General features: G+C 60.6%; 16 protein-coding genes and 1 pseudogene. 4 read left to right on the forward strand and 13 right to left on the reverse strand.

Annotation, left to right across the window (positions count from 1 at the left end; all coding sequences use genetic code 11):
• Positions 1-73: 73 nt before the first annotated feature.
• The 10 genes from ACT3TP_RS09785 to ACT3TP_RS09830 all read right to left on the reverse strand — a co-directional run bounded on the left by ACT3TP_RS09785 (position 74) and on the right by ACT3TP_RS09830 (position 12,020).
• A complete protein-coding gene (locus ACT3TP_RS09785) occupies positions 74-652 on the reverse strand; it encodes a hypothetical protein (RefSeq protein ID WP_444620493.1) in 579 nt (192 codons plus the stop codon).
• Positions 653-1,365: 713 nt separating this feature from the next.
• Entirely contained in the window at positions 1,366-2,187 is an 822-nt protein-coding gene (locus tag ACT3TP_RS09790) for an HpcH/HpaI aldolase/citrate lyase family protein (protein ID WP_096255400.1), read from the reverse strand.
• Positions 2,180-2,704 (reverse strand): MaoC family dehydratase, encoded by a 525-nt coding sequence (locus ACT3TP_RS09795; protein WP_096255401.1) that lies wholly within the window; start codon positions 2,702-2,704, stop codon positions 2,180-2,182. Before ACT3TP_RS09795 ends, ACT3TP_RS09790 begins: the two co-directional genes overlap by 8 nt.
• On the reverse strand, positions 2,701-4,737 hold the full coding sequence (locus tag ACT3TP_RS09800) for an ATP-binding protein (protein ID WP_096288750.1): 2,037 nt from the start codon (positions 4,735-4,737) through the stop codon (positions 2,701-2,703). The genes ACT3TP_RS09795 and ACT3TP_RS09800 overlap by 4 nt, the downstream gene beginning before the upstream one ends.
• A gap of 15 nt (positions 4,738-4,752) precedes the next feature.
• Positions 4,753-6,363 carry a carboxyl transferase domain-containing protein gene (locus ACT3TP_RS09805; protein WP_096288752.1) on the reverse strand — a complete coding sequence of 537 codons (1,611 nt, stop codon included), beginning with the start codon at positions 6,361-6,363 and terminating at the stop codon, positions 4,753-4,755.
• Between the two features lie 8 nt (positions 6,364-6,371).
• Positions 6,372-7,025, reverse strand: coding sequence for a TetR/AcrR family transcriptional regulator (locus ACT3TP_RS09810; protein ID WP_096288754.1), 654 nt, complete (start codon positions 7,023-7,025; stop codon positions 6,372-6,374).
• 181 nt (positions 7,026-7,206) lie between these two features.
• Complete coding sequence (locus tag ACT3TP_RS09815; protein ID WP_444617690.1) at positions 7,207-8,868, reverse strand: glycoside hydrolase family 13 protein; 1,662 nt, start codon at positions 8,866-8,868, stop codon at positions 7,207-7,209.
• 61 nt (positions 8,869-8,929) lie between these two features.
• Positions 8,930-9,805, reverse strand: coding sequence for a carbohydrate ABC transporter permease (locus tag ACT3TP_RS09820; protein WP_096255409.1), 876 nt, complete (start codon positions 9,803-9,805; stop codon positions 8,930-8,932).
• Positions 9,802-10,728, reverse strand: a complete 927-nt coding sequence (locus ACT3TP_RS09825; RefSeq protein WP_096288758.1) for a carbohydrate ABC transporter permease — start codon at positions 10,726-10,728, stop codon at positions 9,802-9,804. Before ACT3TP_RS09825 ends, ACT3TP_RS09820 begins: the two co-directional genes overlap by 4 nt.
• A 17-nt stretch (positions 10,729-10,745) precedes the next feature.
• On the reverse strand, positions 10,746-12,020 hold the full coding sequence (locus tag ACT3TP_RS09830; RefSeq protein ID WP_444617693.1) for an ABC transporter substrate-binding protein: 1,275 nt from the start codon (positions 12,018-12,020) through the stop codon (positions 10,746-10,748).
• A 96-nt stretch (positions 12,021-12,116) separates the two neighbouring features.
• Between ACT3TP_RS09830 and ACT3TP_RS09835 the strand changes: the two genes are divergently transcribed.
• From ACT3TP_RS09835 to ACT3TP_RS09850, 4 genes are all read left to right on the forward strand, one after another.
• A complete protein-coding gene (locus ACT3TP_RS09835) occupies positions 12,117-13,316 on the forward strand; it encodes an ROK family protein (protein ID WP_444620494.1) in 1,200 nt (399 codons plus the stop codon).
• Positions 13,317-13,322: 6 nt separating this feature from the next.
• The gene (locus tag ACT3TP_RS09840) at positions 13,323-14,540 is read left to right on the forward strand and encodes an MFS transporter (protein ID WP_343251922.1); all 1,218 of its coding nucleotides are present in this window, start codon (positions 13,323-13,325) and stop codon (positions 14,538-14,540) included.
• A 428-nt stretch (positions 14,541-14,968) separates the two neighbouring features.
• Positions 14,969-15,574 carry a carbonic anhydrase gene (locus tag ACT3TP_RS09845; RefSeq protein WP_444620495.1) on the forward strand — a complete coding sequence of 202 codons (606 nt, stop codon included), beginning with the start codon at positions 14,969-14,971 and terminating at the stop codon, positions 15,572-15,574.
• Between the two features lie 424 nt (positions 15,575-15,998).
• Positions 15,999-17,237 carry a hypothetical protein gene (locus ACT3TP_RS09850; RefSeq protein WP_096255418.1) on the forward strand — a complete coding sequence of 413 codons (1,239 nt, stop codon included), beginning with the start codon at positions 15,999-16,001 and terminating at the stop codon, positions 17,235-17,237.
• A gap of 111 nt (positions 17,238-17,348) precedes the next feature.
• Here ACT3TP_RS09850 and ACT3TP_RS09855 read toward each other — a convergent pair.
• The 3 genes and pseudogenes from ACT3TP_RS09855 to ACT3TP_RS09865 form a co-directional block, all read right to left on the reverse strand.
• Positions 17,349-17,606: pseudogene (locus tag ACT3TP_RS09855) on the reverse strand (ABC transporter ATP-binding protein); the annotation flags it as partial.
• Positions 17,607-17,628: 22 nt separating this feature from the next.
• Positions 17,629-18,456, reverse strand: a complete 828-nt coding sequence (locus ACT3TP_RS09860) for a hypothetical protein (protein WP_096255266.1) — start codon at positions 18,454-18,456, stop codon at positions 17,629-17,631.
• Positions 18,453-19,442: a type IV toxin-antitoxin system AbiEi family antitoxin gene (locus ACT3TP_RS09865; RefSeq protein WP_444617699.1), complete on the reverse strand. Its 990-nt coding sequence runs from the start codon at positions 19,440-19,442 to the stop codon at positions 18,453-18,455. Before ACT3TP_RS09865 ends, ACT3TP_RS09860 begins: the two co-directional genes overlap by 4 nt.
• Between the last annotated feature and the right edge of the window lie 145 nt (positions 19,443-19,587).

Below are 19,587 nucleotides of genomic sequence, written 5' to 3' on the forward strand. Positions count from 1 at the left end.
AGCTATTGAAGAAGCTTCAGCGTGGATAAAAGTACTTACTAAGGCTTTGGCACGAAACAGGGGCTCGCGGCTGTCAGCTGCCCTCGTTCCCATGTTCCTTTGACTCCCCGCGGGCTTTCTTCTTGTAGTACCGCTCCCGTGCCTTGTGGCCAGCTTGGCGTTTGATCTCCGCGGCATCTTCCGCGAAATATTCACTAGTCATCGCCTTGAAATCCTGGAACTTGGCTTGCTCCTCTTCCGGGGTTGGCCCGGGCTCCCAACTTCGCAGCCAGAGCACTTCGCTGGTGTTGATCACCGCAACGATGACAGTTATCAACACGGCTGCATCCATGGCTCCGGTGACTGCGAACGCAGAAGCGAACGCGATCAACACCGACGCCGACAACGGGAGCAGCACGTAGCCGAGCCCGCCGGGAGCGGCCCGATACTCCCGCACAACTATTGGGCGCTCGATGACGGCGCCGAGCACCTCCGAAACCACGAACGACACGATCAAGGCAATAACGAGTTTGCCGAAGGCCGCGTCCACGCTGATGAACCATGTGCACAGCCAGGCAACGGCCAGGGCCAGAAGTCCTTTAACCGCACCCGTCGTCAGTCGTCCCGCGATGGCGTTCCCGAGCGTCGGAAACCTGATTTCATCTGCATTCATTTTCATCCTGCCTACTACTTTTCTTACCCGGAACAGGCGGTGGCAGCGCCATCTGGGCCAAGAACTGCTTGCTGGCATCTGCAGGTCCTTGGCCCATCTGCGCGGTGAATGAACCACCGCGAATCGCGTCCCAGATTCCTTTGGCCCGCGCGAAAATGGCCTGCGTTTAATTCGGCATCTGGCATTGCAGCAGCTCCTGCTTGCGCATACCGAAGCAGGAGTGGCAACCATATCGGCAATCGACGCCCTGGCTTCCTGCACAAGGTTGATTCCCCGTCAGCGAGTTTTTGCGCTTCAATAAAATGTCAGCGTCCAACTACCGGTGTTAGTGACATGTTGGTGCATTGCGCATTCGAAAGTTTCCTTGTCGATCAGTCTCCTTTAAGACCCTAGCCCTGATTAATTACCCTAGTCAACGAGCCGCCCTCATCCTTTAGTGGGAAGGGAGGCTGAAACTCGCACCGCTGATTCATGGATCCTGCGGAAAAGATGACGCATCCACCGGAGAGGAGGGATCGCAACAAAAGCGAAGGGACCACCACAATGCGGGCGTATTGCCGGTGCAGTGGGTGGTCCTCATCGGTGACTTGATCCATCCGAGGCGAGGCTTGCCTGGAACCCGCTGGGCTGGAGTGCGTGGATTCGTCCCCTGCGCTGATCGTGATATCGCACTTCTGCGCCTGCTCTGGTGGTTTGCGAGACGCTGAGTTTGCCTAGCCGTCTTCGAGATGCTTGGCGGCGGCCAGCGTTACCCGTGCCTGGCGCAATAGCGGTTCATCGACCATCTGGCCTTCAAAGGCGAAGACCCCCGGATTGGTTTCGGCCGCGGCGAGGATCCGCTTGGCCCGCTCGAGCTCGGCCTCGCCGGGCCGGAAGGCTGCACGGATCACCGGCATCTGATTCGGATGGATGGAGGCCTTGGCGGCGAAGCCCGAGGCCTTGGCATCTCGCGCTTCGGCCAAGAGTCCGGCGGTATCCGGAATATCCAGGTAGACCGAGTCGATCGCTGCCTTGCCCTGGGCTACCGAGTGCAGCAGCACCTGGGAACGGGCGAAGCGTGCCACCTCGCGGTAGTTCCCCTCTTCCGTGCGCGAAGAGGTTCCGCCCAGCGAAGCCATGAGATCTTCGGCCCCCCACATCACCGCGACCACATTGGGAGCCGCCGCGATCTCGGAGACGCTGGTGATGCCCTTCGCTGTTTCGCACAGCGCAACCACCTCGTAGCTTTGCAAGCGCGCCGGATCGGCGGCCGATTCGCTCTTGGGCAGCATCACCGTGCGGTAGGCGGTCTGCCTCAGCGCCGCCAGATCCGCAGCAAAGAACTCGGAGTCCGCCGGATTGACCCGCACGATGGTCCGTGCCGGATCCAGGGCGCTGTCCAGCAGCGCCCGGCGGGCGGATTCCTTGCTTTCCGGCGCCACCGCATCTTCCAAGTCGATGATGACCGCGTCGGCGCGTGCGGCGGCCTTGGCATAGCGCTCGGGGCGGTCCGCCGGGCAGAAGAGAATCGCGGGGCCCATGGCGAAGCTAGTCATTTGCGGCGGCTTTAGTGGAATCCAGGGAGTCCAAGTGCGCTTGCCGGGTCCACATCAGGCAGGTGCGGGTCGCGGTGGCGACGATGTCCCCGTGCTGGTTCCGTCCGGTGTGCGTCATCGAGGCCAGGCCTTGTCCGGGGCGGGATTTCGACTCGCGCAGGGCGGTGACCTCGGTTTCGGTGTAGAGGGTGTCCCCGTGGAACATGGGGTGCGGGAATTTCACATCATTGATTCCCAGCTGCCCCACGATGGTGCCCTCGGTGAGCTGCCCCACCGATTGGCCGATCATGGTGCTCAAGGTCAGCAAGGAATTCACCAGCGGCCGGCCGAACGGCTGGGTTGCGGCCCACGCCGCATCGAGGTGCAAACCTTGATTGTTCATGGTCATGGTGGTGAATTGCACGTTGTCGGCCTCGGTGAGCGTGCGCCCGGGCTTATGCACATATGCGGCCCCGAGCTTCAGCTCATCGAAGTACAGTCCGCGCTGTTCGAAACGTTGTTGCGTAGGCTCGCTCATGCGTTTTGCTCCTGAATTTGTGGTTCCACCGTGGCCACCAGCTGCTTGGCCTTCACCAGATCGCCGACGCTCAGCCCGGTCATGCGCACCGTGCCGGTCGCCGGGGAAAGCAGCTGGTGCTCCATTTTCATTGCCTCGATGCTGACCAGCAGCTGCCCCTCGGACACCTGTTCGCCGTCGGCTACCTGGACCGAGATCACGGTGCCGGGCATCGGGGTCTCGACATGCGGGGAGAACGTGCCCGACGCCTTGGCCAGCGTGGCCAGGTGCCGTTCGAGCACCTCTTCGCGGGGGAGCTTGCGCACCGCTCCGGTCCACCCGTCTTCGCTGAGCCACAAGGTGCCGTCCGCGGCGAAGGCGTGGCGAATCCCGGTGCGCTGCCCGTTGATGGAGTAGTTTCCGGAGCCCAGATCCCGCACCGCGTACTCGTGCCCGGCAAGCAGAATGCGGCTTGAGCTGTCCCCGCCGTGCACGGTGAGCGCAACTTGCTGCTCTTGCACTTCATAGTGCTGCGGTGTCCCGTGGTTGTGCTGCGCCCGCCAGCCGTCGCGGCGGGTCCACGGGGTATCCGCGGTGTGCAGCCGGCCGTGCTCCAAATGGGCCGCCAGCGCCAGTTCGCGCGCGCCGGGGGACCGGAAGGAGAACTCGTGCATCTTCCGTTCGATCAGGTTCGTGTCCAGCCGCCCGGCCGCCACGTCCGCGTCGGCCAGCAGCAGGCGCAGGTATTCGCTGTTGGTCAGCACGCCGAGCACCACGCATCGGCACAGGGCGCGGTCAAGCCGGGATACGGCCTCCGTGCGGTTTTCTCCCCAGGCGATGAGCTTGGCCAGCATCGGGTCGTAGTGCGCGCTGATTTCGAGTCCATCGCGCAGCGAGCTGTCCACGCGCAAGTGTTCGCCGGCCGGTTCGCTGACCCGCAGGATGGTTCCGACCGAAGGAAGGAACCCTTCCGCGGGGTCCTCGGCGTAGAGCCGTGCCTCGATGGCATGCCCGGTGAGCGTGACATCGCGCTGGGCGAAGTCCAGCCGCTGCCCGGCGGCGATGCGCACCTGCCAGTCCACCAGGTCCAGCCGGTTGCCGTTGACCCTGGCGACCTCTTCGGTGACCGGATGCTCCACCTGCAGCCGGGTGTTCATTTCCATGAAGAAGAACTCGTCCGGGTTCTCGTCGCTGACCAGGAATTCGACGGTTCCCGTGCCCACGTAACCCACCGACTCTGCGGCTGCCACGGCCGCCGCCCCGATGCGTGCGCGGATTTGCGCGCCCTGCTCGAGGTTCTCGAACAGCGGAGCCGGAGCTTCTTCGATCACCTTCTGATGCCGGCGCTGCAGCGAGCATTCACGTTCGCCCAGGTGCACGGTATTGCCGTGCGCATCGGCCAGGATCTGCACCTCGATATGGCGCGGGTTGCGCACCAGGCGTTCGAGGAACAAGGTTTCGTCTCCGAAGGCGTTGCGCGCGGTTCGCCGCGCGCTGGCCAGTGCTTCGGGAAGCTGGTCCGGGGATTCGACGGCGAACATTCCCTTGCCGCCGCCGCCCGCGGAGGGTTTGATCAGCAGCGGGAAGCCTACCTGTTCGGCGGCCTCGCGCAGCTGGGCATCGCTCAGCCCGGGCTCGGCGATGCCCGGCACGACGGGCACCTGGTGGGAGAGCACGTGATTCTTCGAGCGGATCTTGTCGCCCATGAGGTTGATCGAGTTCACCGGAGGCCCGATAAAGGTGATTCCGACGTCCTGAAGGGCGCGGGCGAACTCCACGTTTTCGGAGAGGAAACCGTATCCGGGGTGGACCGCCTGAGCGCCGGTGTCCTTGCAGGCTTGGAGCACCGCGGGGATGCTGAGGTAGCTCTCATTGGCAGGGGATGCCCCGATGCGCACGGCGGTATCGGCCTCGCGCACGTGCAGCGCCCCGGCATCCGCGTCCGAGTACACCGCCACCGAACGGATCCCCAAGGTGCGCAGGGTGCGGATGATGCGTACGGCGATTTCGCCGCGGTTGGCGATGAGGACCGTGTCAAATAGTTTTGTATCCATGATTGTCTCCTCGCGCTACATCCGGAATAGGCCGAAGGAGGTCTCCGGCAATGGTTGACGGGCGCAGACGTCCAGGGCCAGGCCCAGGACCCGGCGGGTATCGGCCGGATCGATGACTCCGTCGTCCCACAGGCGTGCGGTGGAGTAGTAGGGGTTTCCCTGGCTCTCGTACTGCTCACGGATGGGCGCCTTGAAGGCCTCTTCGTCCTCGGCGCTCCAGCTTCCGCCCGAGGCTTCGATGCCGTCGCGCTTGACCGTGGAGAGCACGGAAGAGGCCTGGTTTCCGCCCATCACCGAGATGCGCGCCGCCGGCCACATCCACAGGAAGCGCGGTGAGTAGGCGCGGCCGCACATCGAGTAGTTTCCGGCGCCGAAGGATCCGCCGATCACCACGGTCAGCTTGGGCACGCGTGCGGTGGCTACGGCGGTGACCATCTTGGCTCCGTGCTTGGCGATGCCATCTGCCTCGTAGTCGCGGCCCACCATGAACCCGGCGAGGTTCTGCAGGAAGAGCAGTGGAATGCCGCGCTGGTCGCAGAGCTCGATGAAGTGCGCGCCCTTCAGCGCGGACTCGGAGAACAGCACGCCGTTGTTCGCGATGATGCCGACCTGGTGGCCGTGGATACGGGCGAAACCGGTGACCAGGGTGGTGCCGTATTCTGCTTTGAATTCATGGAATTCACTGCCGTCTACCAACCGCGTGATGACTTCGCGGACGTCGTAGGGGGCATTGACGTCTACCGGCACGCAGCCGGCCAATTCGCTGGCCGGGTAGCGCGGTTCGGCGACCTGCTCGGCGATTCTCCAGGCCGGGGCGGGATTCTCCGGGAGCGTGGAGAGGATGTCGCGGACGATCATGAGCGCATGTTCGTCGGTTTCGGCCAGGTGGTCCACCACTCCGGAGGTTTTGGCATGCAGATCTCCGCCACCCAGCTCCTCGGCGGTAACGATTTCGCCGATGGCGGCCTTCACCAGGGGAGGGCCGCCGAGGAAGATGGTTCCCTGGTTGCGCACGATCACCGTTTCATCGCTCATCGCCGGGACGTAGGCGCCACCGGCGGTGCAGGAGCCGAGCACCGCGGCGATCTGCGGGATCTTCTTGGCCGACAGGTTCGCTTGGTTGAAGAAGATCCGGCCAAAATGCTCGCGGTCCGGGAAGACCTCGTCCTGCATGGGCAGGAACGCGCCGCCGGAGTCGACCAGATAGACGCAGGGCAGGCTGTTTTCCAGCGCGATCTCCTGGGCGCGCAAATGCTTCTTGACGGTGATCGGGAAGTAGGTGCCGCCCTTGACCGTGGCGTCATTGGCGATGACCAGCACATGCCGGCCGTGCACCAGCCCAACGCCGGCGATCATGCCGGCGCCCGGGCTCGCCCCGTCGTACATGTCCTCGGCGGCCAGCGGGGCGATTTCCAAGAAGGGGGAGCCGTCGTCCAGGAGCTGGTTGACGCGGTCCCGGGGCAGCAGCTTGCCGCGGTCCACATGGCGCTGGCGGGATTTCTCGGATCCGCCGCGGGCGGCGCGCTCCAGGCGGCGGTGGAGCTCATCGGTGAGCGCCGTGTATTCGGCCGCGTTGCGCTGGTAGGCAGCGGAGCTGGTGTCGAGCTGTGAGTGCAGGGTCTTCACTGGGTTCCTTAGCTGACGGTCTGCTGGGCTTGGATGGTGGCCGGTTCGCTCGCGAGCCGGCGTGGAATGGCCAATAGGTCGCCGAGTTGCTGCGGCGCTTCGGTGACCGCAAGAATTCTGTAGGCCATGGCAACGAAGTTTTGCTGGACCTGGCTCAGGCTGAGCCTGCCGTCCGGGCGGTACCAGTGGGCCACGCCGGTGCCCATTTCCATCACCGCAAGTCGTGCCATGGTCAGGTCATCGGTGGCGAATTCGCCGGCCGCCTGGCCGGCAGCCAGCACCTTGGAGAAGAGCGATTCGTAGTGGTCCCGGAGTGCTTGCATTTGTTCCTGCGCCGGACCGGTCAGGGCGCGCATCTCGTATTCGGCGACACGCGCGGTGAGCGGATTGGTGGCGGTGAATGCCACATGGAAAGCGATCAGCCTCGCGAGCTGCCGGGTGGGTTGTTGCTCGCCGGCGATTGCTGCGCGGCCGCCGGCGATCATGGCGTTCAGGCAGTCGGAGATGATCCGCATGAGCAGGTCCTGCTTGCTGCCGACATAGTGATAGAGGGTGGCCGAGTTGATGCCGGCCGCGGTGCCCAGTTCCCTGATTCCCGTGGCGGCGAAGCCCTGCTGGGCGAAGCGTGCGACGGCCGCTCGCTGCACCTGGTCGATGTCCATGCTCTTGAATCGCTTTCGCCCAAAGACTGAGAGTCAATCAATCGATTGATTGACTCTCAGTCAAGTCGGAAATACGAGCTGTGTCAAGGGTCACTTTAGCCAGTGCGGGGAGAAGGCTGCGGGCCGGGCCAAATGCTTGCGCATTCGGCCCGGCCCGCGGATTTGCCGGAAAGCTCCTCGTTTAGCGCTGGCGCAACCACACGGTGGTTGCCGCGGGAAGCTGGCCTGCTGCATCCAGCGGACCGCTCGCCAGCAGGACTTCACCGGCCGGCAGCTGCTGAGCCTGCGCGGTGAAGTTGGTGAAGCTCACCCAACCATTCGGCCGGGAAAAGCCGAGCGTGCCGGACTCGGTAGCCAGCCAGGAGAGCGATTCGTCGCTTTGCAGCTCGCGGCGCAGCTTCAATGCCTCGCGGTAGAGTTCCAGCGTCGAGCCCTCGACCCCGGACTGTGCCGCTACCGCGTACCGGCCAAAATCCTTTGGCTGCGGCAGATGCGCTTCGCCGGAGCCGAACCCGAAGGAGGAACCGCTCGTTTCCCAGGGCAGCGGGACGCGGCACCCGTCACGGCCGACTTCCACTGCCTTATTCCTGAAAAATGCGGGATCCTGGCGCTGTTCATCCGGAATGCCGGTGACCTCGGGAAGCCCCAGCTCTTCGCCCTGGTACAGGTAAGCGCTGCCGGGCAGTGCCAGCTCCAGCAGGGTCGCCGCGCGAGCGCGGCGCAGCCCCAGCTCCACATCCACCCGGGCCGGATCCGCACCCTGCAGCAGCCAAGTCTTCGCCGCGTCCGGATCGCCGGTTGCTTCCAGCCCATAGCGGGTGGCGTGGCGAACCACATCGTGGTTCGAGTACACCCACGTGGTCGACGAGCCGGCGGCGGAAGCCTGAGCGAGGTTGAAGGAGATGATCTTCTTGAACGCCTCGGCGTCGAAGTCCGCCTGCAGCAGATCGAAGTTGAACGCTTGGCCCAACCCGGTGGCCCGGGCGTAGGCAGGACGGCGGTCGGCATTGGTCCACGCTTCGGCGACCGCAATGCGCGGTGGCTCGTATTCGTTGAAGACCTCACGCCATTCGGCGTAGACCTCATGCACCTCGTCGCGATCCCAGATCGGATGGGTGCCGTCCCATGGGTGGGCGTCGAGTTGTGCCTTATCCGGCAGCTCGGTCAACGGGATGTCCTTGGTCAGCGCGTGGGCCACATCCACGCGGAAGCCATCCACCCCGCGGTCGGACCAGAATCTCAAGGTCTTGCGGAAGTCTGCGCGGACTTCTTCATTGGACCAATTGAAGTCCGGCTGTTCCTTGGCGAAAAGATGCAGGTACCATTGGCCGTCGCCCACGGCGGTCCAACCCGGTCCGCCGAACAAGGATTCCCAATCGGCCGGCGGCAGTTCGCCATCCTGGCCCAGGCCGTCACGGAAAATATAGCGCTCGCGCTCGGCCGATCCCTTCGGTGCGGCGAGCGCCGCCTTGAACCACTCGTGGCGGTCCGAGGAATGATTCGGCACGATATCCACAATGACCCGAATGCCTGCAGCGTGCAGCGCAGCGGCCATCCGGTCAAAATCCTCCAGCGTGCCCAGGCGGGGATCAACATCGCGGTAGTTGTCCACGTCGTAGCCGCCGTCGGCGAGGGCCGAGGGGTAGAACGGGGAGAGCCAGACGGCATCGATTCCGAGCTCCTTCAGGTAGGGGACCTTGGAGGTGATGCCGGGCAGGTCGCCTAGGCCGTCGCCGTTTGCGTCGGCGAAGCTGCGCGGGTAAATCTGATAGACAGCGGCCTGGCGCCACCAGTTGGCATCCGGCGAAAGGCCGGCGGAGTTCTGCGTATCTTGCAAGGTCATCTTGCTTCCTTCCGGAAAAGTTGTCTGCTTCTAAATGTAGATGGTTCAGGGGAGGGGCGGCTTAGGATTTCACCGCCCCTTGGGTGAGCCCGGACATGACCCAGCGTTGGGTGAACAGGTAGGCCACGATGCTTGGCGCCATCGCCATCAGGTAGGAGGCGAAGGAGACGTTGTAGTTATTTGAGAACTGGGTCTGGAAAAGCTGCTGGACTACCGGCAGGGTCTGGTCGGCCTGTTCGGCAATGATCAGCGAAGGCATCATGAAGTCATTCCATGAGGCCAGAAACGCGAAGATCGCCACGGTGGCACTCATCGGCGCCATCAGCGGGAAGATGATCCGCCAGTAGGTGGTCCAGGTGCCTGCGCCGTCGATGCGGGCGCTTTCCTCCAGCTCTCCGGGCAGGCCGCGCAGGAAGGCGGTGAAGAGCAGGACGTTGAAAGACAGCCCGAACATCACGTGCAGAATGGCTACGCCTACCGGGTTATCCAGCCCGAAGAGTCCGGTGAGCTTCACCTGGGAGAGCGCGAGCACCGGAAACGGGAGGAACATCGCGGCCAGCAGGTAGTAGAAGCTGAGCCGGTAGAGGCGCTTATGCCAGTTGCGGTGAATCGCATAGGAAGCCATGGAAGCGAGCATCACTCCGCCGAGCACCGTGGCCAGGGTGATCAGCAGCGAGATGGTGAAGGCGCGGGGGAAATTGACCAGCTCCCAGGCCGCGGTGAAACCCTCGATGGAGAACGGGCGCGGGAGCGAGAAGGCTTTCCCGTCAACCGCTTGAGCGGCCGACTTGAACGCCATGGAAACGGTCACGAACAAGGGGATGAGCACAGTGAGGGCGCAGGCCATTAGCGCTCCGGTGGCCCACCAATTGATGCGTTCGCGTCCAATCCGTGCGCGGGAACGCTTGTTCAGCCGTTGCTGGAGGGTAACGCTCATTTGGCCACTCCCTTACTTGTCAGGCGCAGCTGGAGCAGCGCGATCATCAGCGAAATGAGGAAAAAGACGGTGGCGTTGGCCATCTGGTAGGCGTAATCGCCGCGTTCAAATCCGGTGAAGATGGTCATGGCGATGGAGCGTGTGGCTACTCCCGGTCCGCCATTGGTCAGGCCGACGATGATGTCATAGGCACCGAGGAAGTTCTTGAAGCCAATGATCATGTTGATTCCGATGTACCCCACCATGAGCGGCAAGGTCACCGCCTTGAGCTGCCCGAAGGCGCTGGCTCCATCGAGCGAGGAAGCCTCGTAGAGGTCATAGGGAATCGCCATCAGCCCGGCTATGTAGATCAGCATGGCCGACGGGATCGCCTGCCAGGCGGTGACGATCACGATGGAGATCCAGGCGTAGTCGGGGTTGGCCAGAATTGAGGACTTCAAGAAGTCCAATCCGATGGTTTCTCCGAAGGCCGGCAAGGTGTTGGAGAAGACGAAATTGAAAACGTAGGCGATCACGATGCCCGAAATGACCATGGGCATCACGAAGATGGCCCGTAGCGCGACCCGCGCACGGATCTGCGCGGTCAGCCCGATGGCGAGCAGAAAGGCGATGAGGTTGGTGATGATCACGGTGATGAATGCGAAACCAAGGGTGAAGCCGTAGGCGCCGATGATGGCCGGGTCGGTGAACAGGGCCAGGTAGTTGGTCAGGCCGATGATCTGGTAGTCGCCGAAGCCGACCGAGTCGGTGAAGCTGAAGAATATGCCCATCAATGCGGGAACCGTAATGGCGATGGTGAAGCAGATCAGCGCGGGGAGCAGGAATGCCAGATAGGTCCATTCGATGCGCCGGCGCCGTGGCGGGCGCGCAGGCGCGGCGGGTTGAGCTTCGGGCGTGGGTTTGATTGAGGTCGTCAGAGCCATGATTCGTCCTTAGCTGACTAGCCGCGCTGGGCTAGTCGAGCCCAGTCCGCGTCGAGGGTGGCCAACGTCTGTTCTACGCTGCTTCCGGTCACGAGGCCCTGCATGTAGTTCTCGAAGGGGATGGTGCGCGGGATGGCGGTGGAAACTCCCTGGAAGACCTTGCCGCGATCGATATAGGGCTGCAGCTGCACCAGGCGTTTGTCCTTGGCCGGAGGGGAGTCCGAGCGCACTCCGAAACCGAGGGCCATCTCGTTATAGGGGTTCTGGACTTCGGGCCGGCAGAGGAATTCGAGCAGTTCGCGCGCTTCATCCTGGTGCTCGGACTGTTCCGGGATCCAGAGCGCCAGGTCGATATTGACGCGGACCTTCAGATCGTCCGGATCCTCGGTCATGGGCAGCGGGAAGGTGCCGATATTGGCGTTGGGGTTGGTCTTGGAGATTTCGGGCAGTGCCCAGGGGCCTTGGAGGTACATGGCCGCTTGGCCGTTGGCGAAGGCGAGGTTGCCGTCGCTGTAGCCGCGGTTCGCCGCATCCTTATTGGAGAACTTGGCCAGTTCCTGCATGCGCAGCAGCGGGTCGGTGAAGGCCTGGGAGAAGGACAGTTCGGAGCCGGGAGTGAAATCCGCGCCGACGCTTCGCAGCGCGGCGAAGAATTTGTTGATGTCCACGGCTCCGCCCAGGGTGTAGTCCGCCAGTCCCTGGGATGCGGTCCACGCGTCCTTGAAGGTGGAGTAGATCGGGGTGACCTTCAGGTCTACGAGCTCTTCGCATAACGCCACGAATTCCGAGTAGCGCTGCGGGATGGCCAGCTTGTGCTTGGCGAAAATATCCTTGTTGTACAGGACGGCGGCACCCATCATCGAGTAGGGCAGCACCGAGGTGCGCCCCGGGTAATCCGGATAGAGTGCGAGCAGTTCGTTGACGAAGGGAGCGTTCATCTGGACCTGGGGCAGATCCGAAAGGTCCGATAGCGCGCCGCGTTCCTGGAAGCGTGCCATCTCGTAGTTGTAGTTCAAGCAGCCAAGATCCGGCGGGTCGTTGCGGGCAAAGGCCGCCGAGAGTCCGGCCGTCACTTCGTGGACCGCGGATATGGAAGATTGTGCGCCGTTGAACTCGCTGAGCAGGTCGCGGAAGTAGGGGACGACCTCCGGCTTTGACTGGTTGAATCGAATCGAGGTGCGAGTGCTGGTAGCGCCGCAGCCCGCGAGCATCAGGGTCCCTGCGGCTGCCAAAGACGAGATGAATGTTCTGCGGGACAGGGCTCTGGGCAGCGTGGTAGATCCTATGTTCATGGGTATCTCCGACGGTCGAATGAAGTGGGTCACTTTATTTTCTCAGTAAATTTAGCATCTAAATAAATATCCGTCTATACTCAAATGGTGAAATCAATGACCGATTCCAGCAACCAGCATTCCGCGACGGAACCCGGCGCCACCTCCATGCGACGCCTGAATACCCAAAAGGTCCTCAAGGCGACCTGGGATCGCGGGCTGGTGACCGCCAGCGAGCTCATCGAGCTCACCTCGCTCACCCGGGCAACCGTGCTGAACCAGGCAAAAGAGCTCGTGGCCACCGGCTGGCTGCGTGAAGCGGAGGACACCCGTGCCGCCGGAGCATACTCGAAAGGCCGTCCGGCCCTGCGCTATGAACTCGACGCCGCCAAATCGGTAGTCGCCGGAATCGACGCCGGCCAACACCGGATCTCGCTGGCGCTCGCCGACCTGCGCGGCAAGGAGATTGAACGCCGGTCCCTGAGCGTGGAGCCGGGAGCATGCGGGGAAGAACGGCTTCGCATCACCGAGGAACTTCTTCGCGGAACCCTGGAGAAGCACGGAGTTCAAAAGCTCGGCGCCTTGGTTATCGGGGTCCCCGCTCCGGTGGATTCCGGCGGTTTTTCGCCAAAGGTGGCCGATGGCTTCTGGGCCGCGATGAACCCGGACTGGCGTGCGCAGCTGGCGGAATATACCCACCTGTTCTCGGTTGAAAACGATGCGAACCTGGCGGCGGTGGCGGAACTTGGACTCGAAGAATCCGATTCCTTCGCCGCGCTGATGGTCGGCGAACGATTCGGTGCCGGAGTGGTCATCGACGGGCACCTGTTGCGCGGAACCCACGGGCTAGCCGGAGAGATGCGCTTCCTTTCGCATGTCACCGGGGTGGGCGACGCGCTGGGGCTCGGCTACCTCGCGCGGGAACAAGCGAGGCATGCACTGGCAGGCGGGGCCGAAAGCTCGCTTCGGCGGATTCCCGCCGAACTGGTGCGCGCCGAGGATGTTTTCCAAGCGGCCGCGCAGCAAGATCCGTTGGCACTGGAAATCCTGGAATCGCTCGGGCGTCGGCTGGCAAAGGTCGTGGCCGTGATTTCCGGTTTCGCCGGGCTGCAGAAGGTCATTCTCTCGGGTGCCATGGCGGGAATCCTGCAGCCGGTGATCGATATCGCCGACCGTGAATTAGCCAGGGAAGCAGAGCTCACCTGTGTGCAGTTGGCAGTTTCCGAGCTGGGCGCGGAGGTGGCATTGCAAGGGGCCATCTCGCGCGGCATCGAATTGGTCCGGGCAACCGCGCCCTTCGAAACGCAGAAGCGATAAATTTCGGTGGCCCCGACCTCCATCGATAGCGCCGACCGCCGGGCGCGCGGCGCGGTATCGGCCTTGTTTCTGACCAATGGGGCACTGTTCGCAAATATGGCGCCGCGCCTTCCCGAGCTGAAGGACACTTTCGGGCTGGGCGAAGCGGCCTACGGTTTTCTGGTGATCGCCTGGCCGGTAGGCGCAATCATTGCCGGCCTGGCGGCCGGCTGGCTCATTCGCCGCTTTGGCTCGGCGCTCGTGGCCGTGGCCGGAACCATGCTCACCGGAGCTGCGCTGCTCGGCGCCGGCTCGGCCCCGAGCCTCGCGCTGCTCGCCACGGGCTTCCTGTTCGGCGGCGCAATGGATGCCATCACCGATGTGGCACAGAATTCCCACGGGCTCCTTGTGCAGCGACGCTATGGACGCTCGATCCTCAATTCTTTCCATGCATTGTGGTCGGTGGGCGCCGTCCTTGGCGGTTCCATGGCCGCCGGAGCCATGGCGTTGAACCTGTCGCTGAGCGTGCACTTGGGCATCTCGCTGCTGATATTCGCGGTCGTCGCCTTGACCGCCCTCAAATTCTGCCTTCCCATGGGAAAACCGCAAGCCGGACTCGAAGAGGTATCCGAGGACCGCCCTGCCGATCCCTCCCCGGGCACCGCGCGCACGGCGCGCAACCACACCCTGTGGATCATGGTCGCGTTGGTGCTGATTTCCACCGCGGGGGTCATGACGGAGGACGCGGGCAACTCCTGGGCCGCGCTGTATCTTGCCGATTCGCTGGGGACTTCGGCCTCTTTCGCGGCCCTTGGCTATATTTCGCTCGTCGGCGCCCAGTTTGTGGGTCGAATTCTTGGCGACGGCATGGTTGACCGCTTCGGACAGCGTTTGGTCGCCCAAATGGGTGCCGTCTGCCTCATCCTCGGCATGGGGTTGGCGCTCGCCTTCCCGTCGGTGCCGGGAAGCGTGCTGGGTTTCGCGGCTGCCGGATTTGGCGTGGCGACCCTGGTTCCGGCCGCGATGGAACACGCAGACAGGCTGCCGGGCCTTGCCCCAGGCACCGGGTTGAGCGTGGTCTCGTGGCTGATGCGTCTGGGATTCCTGATCTCGCCGCCGCTGGTTGGATTTGTTGCCGAGGGCTGGGGGCTTCGAGCCGGGCTGTTGCTCGTCCCGCTGGTGGGCGTCATCGTGCTGTTGTGCTCGCCGGTGCTGCGGGCAAAAGCACCGCGCCAGCAACTTTAATTCACGGCCCGCACACCCCTCGGACGTCATCTTGGTTCGATGCCGGCGAAATATGACACCTCATTTTTAATGAATCAATTAGGCCACCGTAGAATACAAGTCACTATTTAGAACGGAAACCGATCTAACTCACCACATCGAGAGCATGGTCGGTGCTGGCTCGACTTATCCGGGTGGGGTTGGCCAGAGCGTGCCGAGGGGATAACACATGTCTAAATCCGCCAACTCCGTAGCCGGCACAGCGTCTTCCAAACAGGAAGATCCGGTTCAGCTGAACAGGCGCCGATTCTTTTCGGCGGCGGGTGGAGTACTTGCCCTGGCCGGCCTTGCAGCCTGCACATCGCCGCAGAATTCCGCGACGGCTCCGAACCCGGTAGGCGATCACGCCCCGGCCGCCGCCAAGGCACCTAGTACACCCGGCCAAGCCCTTGAAATGCTCAAGACCGGCAACAGCAGATTCGCCGAAGGCAGGCCAAAGCACCCGAACCAAACAAGCCAGCTGCGAAGCGACCTTGCAGAGCACCAAGAACCATGGGCCTTGGTCCACGGATGCGTTGATTCTCGGGTTGCCCCCCGAGCTCGTCTTCGACCAAGGGATTGGCGACCTCTTTGTCACGCGAACGGCAGGTGCGGTACTCGACGACACCCTCGTGGGGAGCATGGAGTTTGCGGTCAGCAGCCCCTATGAGGTCCCGGTCATCGTGATCCTCGGGCACACCGCCTGCGGAGCGGTGACCGGCACGGTCGAAGCCCTCGAGAAGAACGCAAAGTCACCGAAGGCCCCGGGAGAAATGATCGATTTCATCAGCGAGATCGCGCCGGCGGCGCGTGAGGCGGAACCGGTGCCGGACAAGTCAGAACACATCAACAACGTGGTCCGGATGAATACCGTCGCGGTCGCCGCCGCGCTTGTTGAACGCTCGGAGATCATCCGTGCGGCGGTTAACGCCGGGCGCACCGAAGTCATTGCGGCCGTCTATGATCTGCAGACCGGGTTGGTTGACTGGAACTTGACTAAAAATGAGAAGATATAAGGCTATATAGCAGAAACTTATACTTCCTTATATTGTCCAATACTGTCGATGACAAGTTTGGAACAATAGGTCACCCGGATAATCTTCCGGGCCGAAACTGACCCGTAATTCTTGGGTGAACGCGATGTTGACACCGCAGCCTGCGTTTTCCTTAGTCCGTGAGCTAAGCAACGCCCGGCGCCGAAGCCGCGGAGGGCACCGTGAAACGCAAGATCGGAACGGAATCTTCGTTCTCTGCCGTTCTTGGCATTAAAGTAGTTTCTCTTGGAGTCGAGGGGGCCTTTCCAGAACTTCGGCAGAGCTACCTGGGCTGGAGCCACAGGATGCCGTGGAGAACGGGCGAACACTCTTACTTAAGTGATCAATCCGTCGGTCTTCCGTGCTTTCATAGGCACGACAGATTACTACTTCTCGTGGGGACAAAATGATTGTTTTCTATCTGGTTGGCGCATTCCTAATTTATGCCGGAATCAGGCAGACAAGAAAATGGTTGAATTTAGCGGAGCGATATCGGCCGAGCTGGCTGTTCAAATTTCGAGTCGCCGTAAACCTTCTAGCCTGGTTTTTGGGGGCTACGGTTCTTCTGGTAACGCCGCTGTCAGGGGACCTAAGCGTCAGAATAGTAGGTTATTCTACAGTGGGTTGTGTTGCGTTTGGCATTCTTTCGTTCTTATCTCATAGGATCCTGGATGGGATACGCGACGCATCTTTGGGGCGAGTGCGGGAATATTTTGGATACAAAATTGATCTATGGTTTTGTGCGCTTGGTCGCGGGTTTGTGCGGTGGAATCAGATCATTGCTCCAACAGGCTGGGAAGAAATCAATATAAGCATCAAGAAAATTGAGAACTTCCTTTCGCCTATGATTATCTTTCGTGGATACGCCCTACTCCTGACATTTCTGCCGATTTTCGTATCTATGATGTTCGTATGGACCTACTCCTCTGGGGACGAAATGGGACAGCGAATGATGGGTTTAGTCGGTGCGTACAATCTTCTGGTAGCTTCATCTAGCCTCACGGTAGGAATATTGGTCTCTGTACTCGTGCTTAAAGTACTGACGATCGGTGAAGTGCTCTTGGTTCGTCCCAATGTAAAAAATGCGATCCAAATGATTGCAACTTATGCGGGATACGGCACTGTTATGGGCTTCGTGACGGCTGTGCTAGTCCCATTCATGGGGTCAGTCATGGCATCGGATGCCTCGAATCCGGTTGAGAGTTTTAGTTTCCTTTCACCACAACTTCTCATTGATTTGCCCGCAACGGGAGCAATCTTAGGATATATTCTTGGCTTGTTGCGTTCGAGCGTTGAATTGCTCCGCGCCGCAGAGAATCTTTTCGTGAGGAGGATGTTTTCACCGATACTTGGGATTGTTTCTATCGCAACTTTGGTTCATGTCGGATATGGTCCGCAGGGAATAATGAGACAAATGATCATGGTACTGCCGAAACCTGAGCAAACCGTCTGTTTTGATAATGATCTGATTATGTCCACTACTAGTGACACTGGGCTGCTGAGTTTGCTCGGAACTTGCTCCGTCAGCCCATTTACAATCGGTGATGAAACGTTCGTAGTTTTATCCGCTGTGACCTTATTCTTTTTCGCTTTGAGGGCCGTAATCCAAGATGCGCGGAAATCGGGTAAAACTGTCGTCGCATAATCATTTGATCAGTGTGCACCGGCGGCGATGCTAGGAAGTGCCCTTGGACGAAGTGCGAGCGGGGTCTAAGCCAGTAAGCCTCCGTGGGACTTCGGGCCTAGCCGTTTGCTTCTAGTAGTACACCGCCAGCGGGCCGTTAGGCCCCGCGATCACCTGGACCGGGGTTTCGAAAACCTCGGACAGGATTTCGTCATTCATGATCCGTTCCGGCGAGCCGAACTGGACGACCTTGCCGTGCTTCATTGCGCAGATGTAGTCCGCGTAATGGCCGGCGAAGTTAATATCGTGCAGCACGATCACGATGGTGCGGTTCAGCTCCTGGGCGGCCCGCTTCAGGTGCTGCATGTCGAGGTTGTTCAGCGGCTTATCTGAACCTTCATCTGTATAGCGGTTATTGCACGATCTGAAAATTTGAAACTAGTTTTCTGCGTCGATCGAGACTCGGCGTGGACTTTGCCCCCGAGGGCAGTACGAAGTCACGAGCAAAGGCGTCCAAGTCCTGTGTCTTCCAGCGGTCGGCTAGGTCAATGCAACTACTGGCAGACAGCTGCCCTGAAATATCGATGCTGAGCAGTCTTATTGCCGCAAAATCCGGGTCCCAGTCACTTTCCTCAAGCAACTTGAATCCCGCTTCAGTGTCGTATAGCCGGTTGCTAATTTCTTCTGAATGTTGGTACCAATAAGCCGCCAATGCGAGGTCTTTTGCGTCCTTATCGCTGCTGTAGTGGACTGAGCGGTCAATCCAAGCCCTCATTTTTAGCGCCGCGTACCCAGCCGGTTGTGGCAGTCGTATGTTCTGTCCGGTAGGAAGGCGGAGAGTGATAGATCGGCTGTAGACGTCCTGGAATCCGAAGACCACAAGTTCTTCGCCTCGCGGTGCGGGGGAGCTGATGCCTTCTGGATCCTCTATGGCACCAAACGGCATGATGTCCACTGGTGTTTTTGCAATTATGTAACGGATCCCGTTGCTTCCGCTTTTCGGATACAAGGCGTCTATGCGCTCGGTAATTTTCCAGTCGTCGACGGCGATAGCTATGTCCGCATCGCTTGTGGATCGCACCTCGAAAGCATGACCAAGCGCTGAATGGATGATATCCCGACTACCAGCGCCTATAAGAAGAACGTTCTCCGGAATAAGCGGAGTATTGCGGGTCAGCTCTTCGATCACTGGCGAAATCGTGTCAAAAAGACGAACGTCTACGCGGTTCAAATTGATCATAGAGAGGATTCTCGCAATTGAATGGCGGCTTCACGTTGACGACCGTCATTGGATGCGAGGAGGTCCGCATACGTGAGTAGTAGAGGAGCCTGATAAATTCCAGGATGATCTGGCTCATCCGGCGCTTCCCAAAATTTCTGGCGAATGAATATATTGGGCGCTTCATTATCGCGCCGCCACCTGCGTGCCCGCAATAAGCTCATTGGGAGGCCGTCGGTATAAAGAACTACACTTTCCGGCTGGACTAGAACTGGAGCGGCGGCTTCGCCTCCAACGTAAACCGTCTGGTCGTTAATTTTCAGATTGCTCCAGTCGCCGGCGAAGTGATGCGTTCTTGACTGTGAGCCAAGGCCGGTGGGATATGAAGCCGCCCATTGATCGATAAGGATTTCGCGTTGTTGGGACGACAGCTTCCTGCGATCATCGAGGAAACCGTACTGAGTGAGCAGTTCTAATGTCTCTTGCGTCTGGCCGATAGATGTTCCAGCGGCACGGGCAAGCTGGCGGATTGGACCTTGGAGCAATCCGGGCCAAGTGAGGAAGGCAAATATGATCTGGGATCGTTTCAGGCTGAAGAGGTTCACGCCGCCACGTTTCAGCTGGGTGTAGCGCTGAGTGGATGATCGCGGCGCACGTCGTCCGCGAATATCAATATGAACGCCTTCGAAACTAACAAATGCATTGCCAGCTTGATCGATGTAGTTAATGCCCTGTAACCGGAAGATTTCGGCGCTTCGTTCTGTGATGCGTGGGCCGACAAGCAGAAGCTTCCGACACCCGTCTAGAGTACGGTCGCGCCATTGTTGAGAAGTCGCAGTCAGGGTATCTGTGTACCCAAGTAAAAACTTACCTTGACCATGCTCATGAGCAAGCGTTACCGCCAGCGCATCATCTGTAGATATACGAGCGAAATCGGTGTTCTCAATGATTTTCAGCCCTAACTCTTCGAATCGCTCGAGTAGGCCAGCTGCGAGTTCTCTGTTCATCACAATCCCTCATGTTCAACGTAACTGCATTTTCATTCTAAATGAAAAATGCGTAATAGTGAACGCTAAAGTGTGAATTCTCGTTCTTGGTGGATCTAGTCCCACGGGATCTTCGAGTGGATAGTGTTGATTCTTGGGTTCAATG

This window comes from Glutamicibacter sp. AOP38-B1-38, from assembly GCF_052377485.1.
In the GTDB taxonomy this organism is placed as follows: Bacteria; Actinomycetota; Actinomycetes; order Actinomycetales; family Micrococcaceae; genus Glutamicibacter.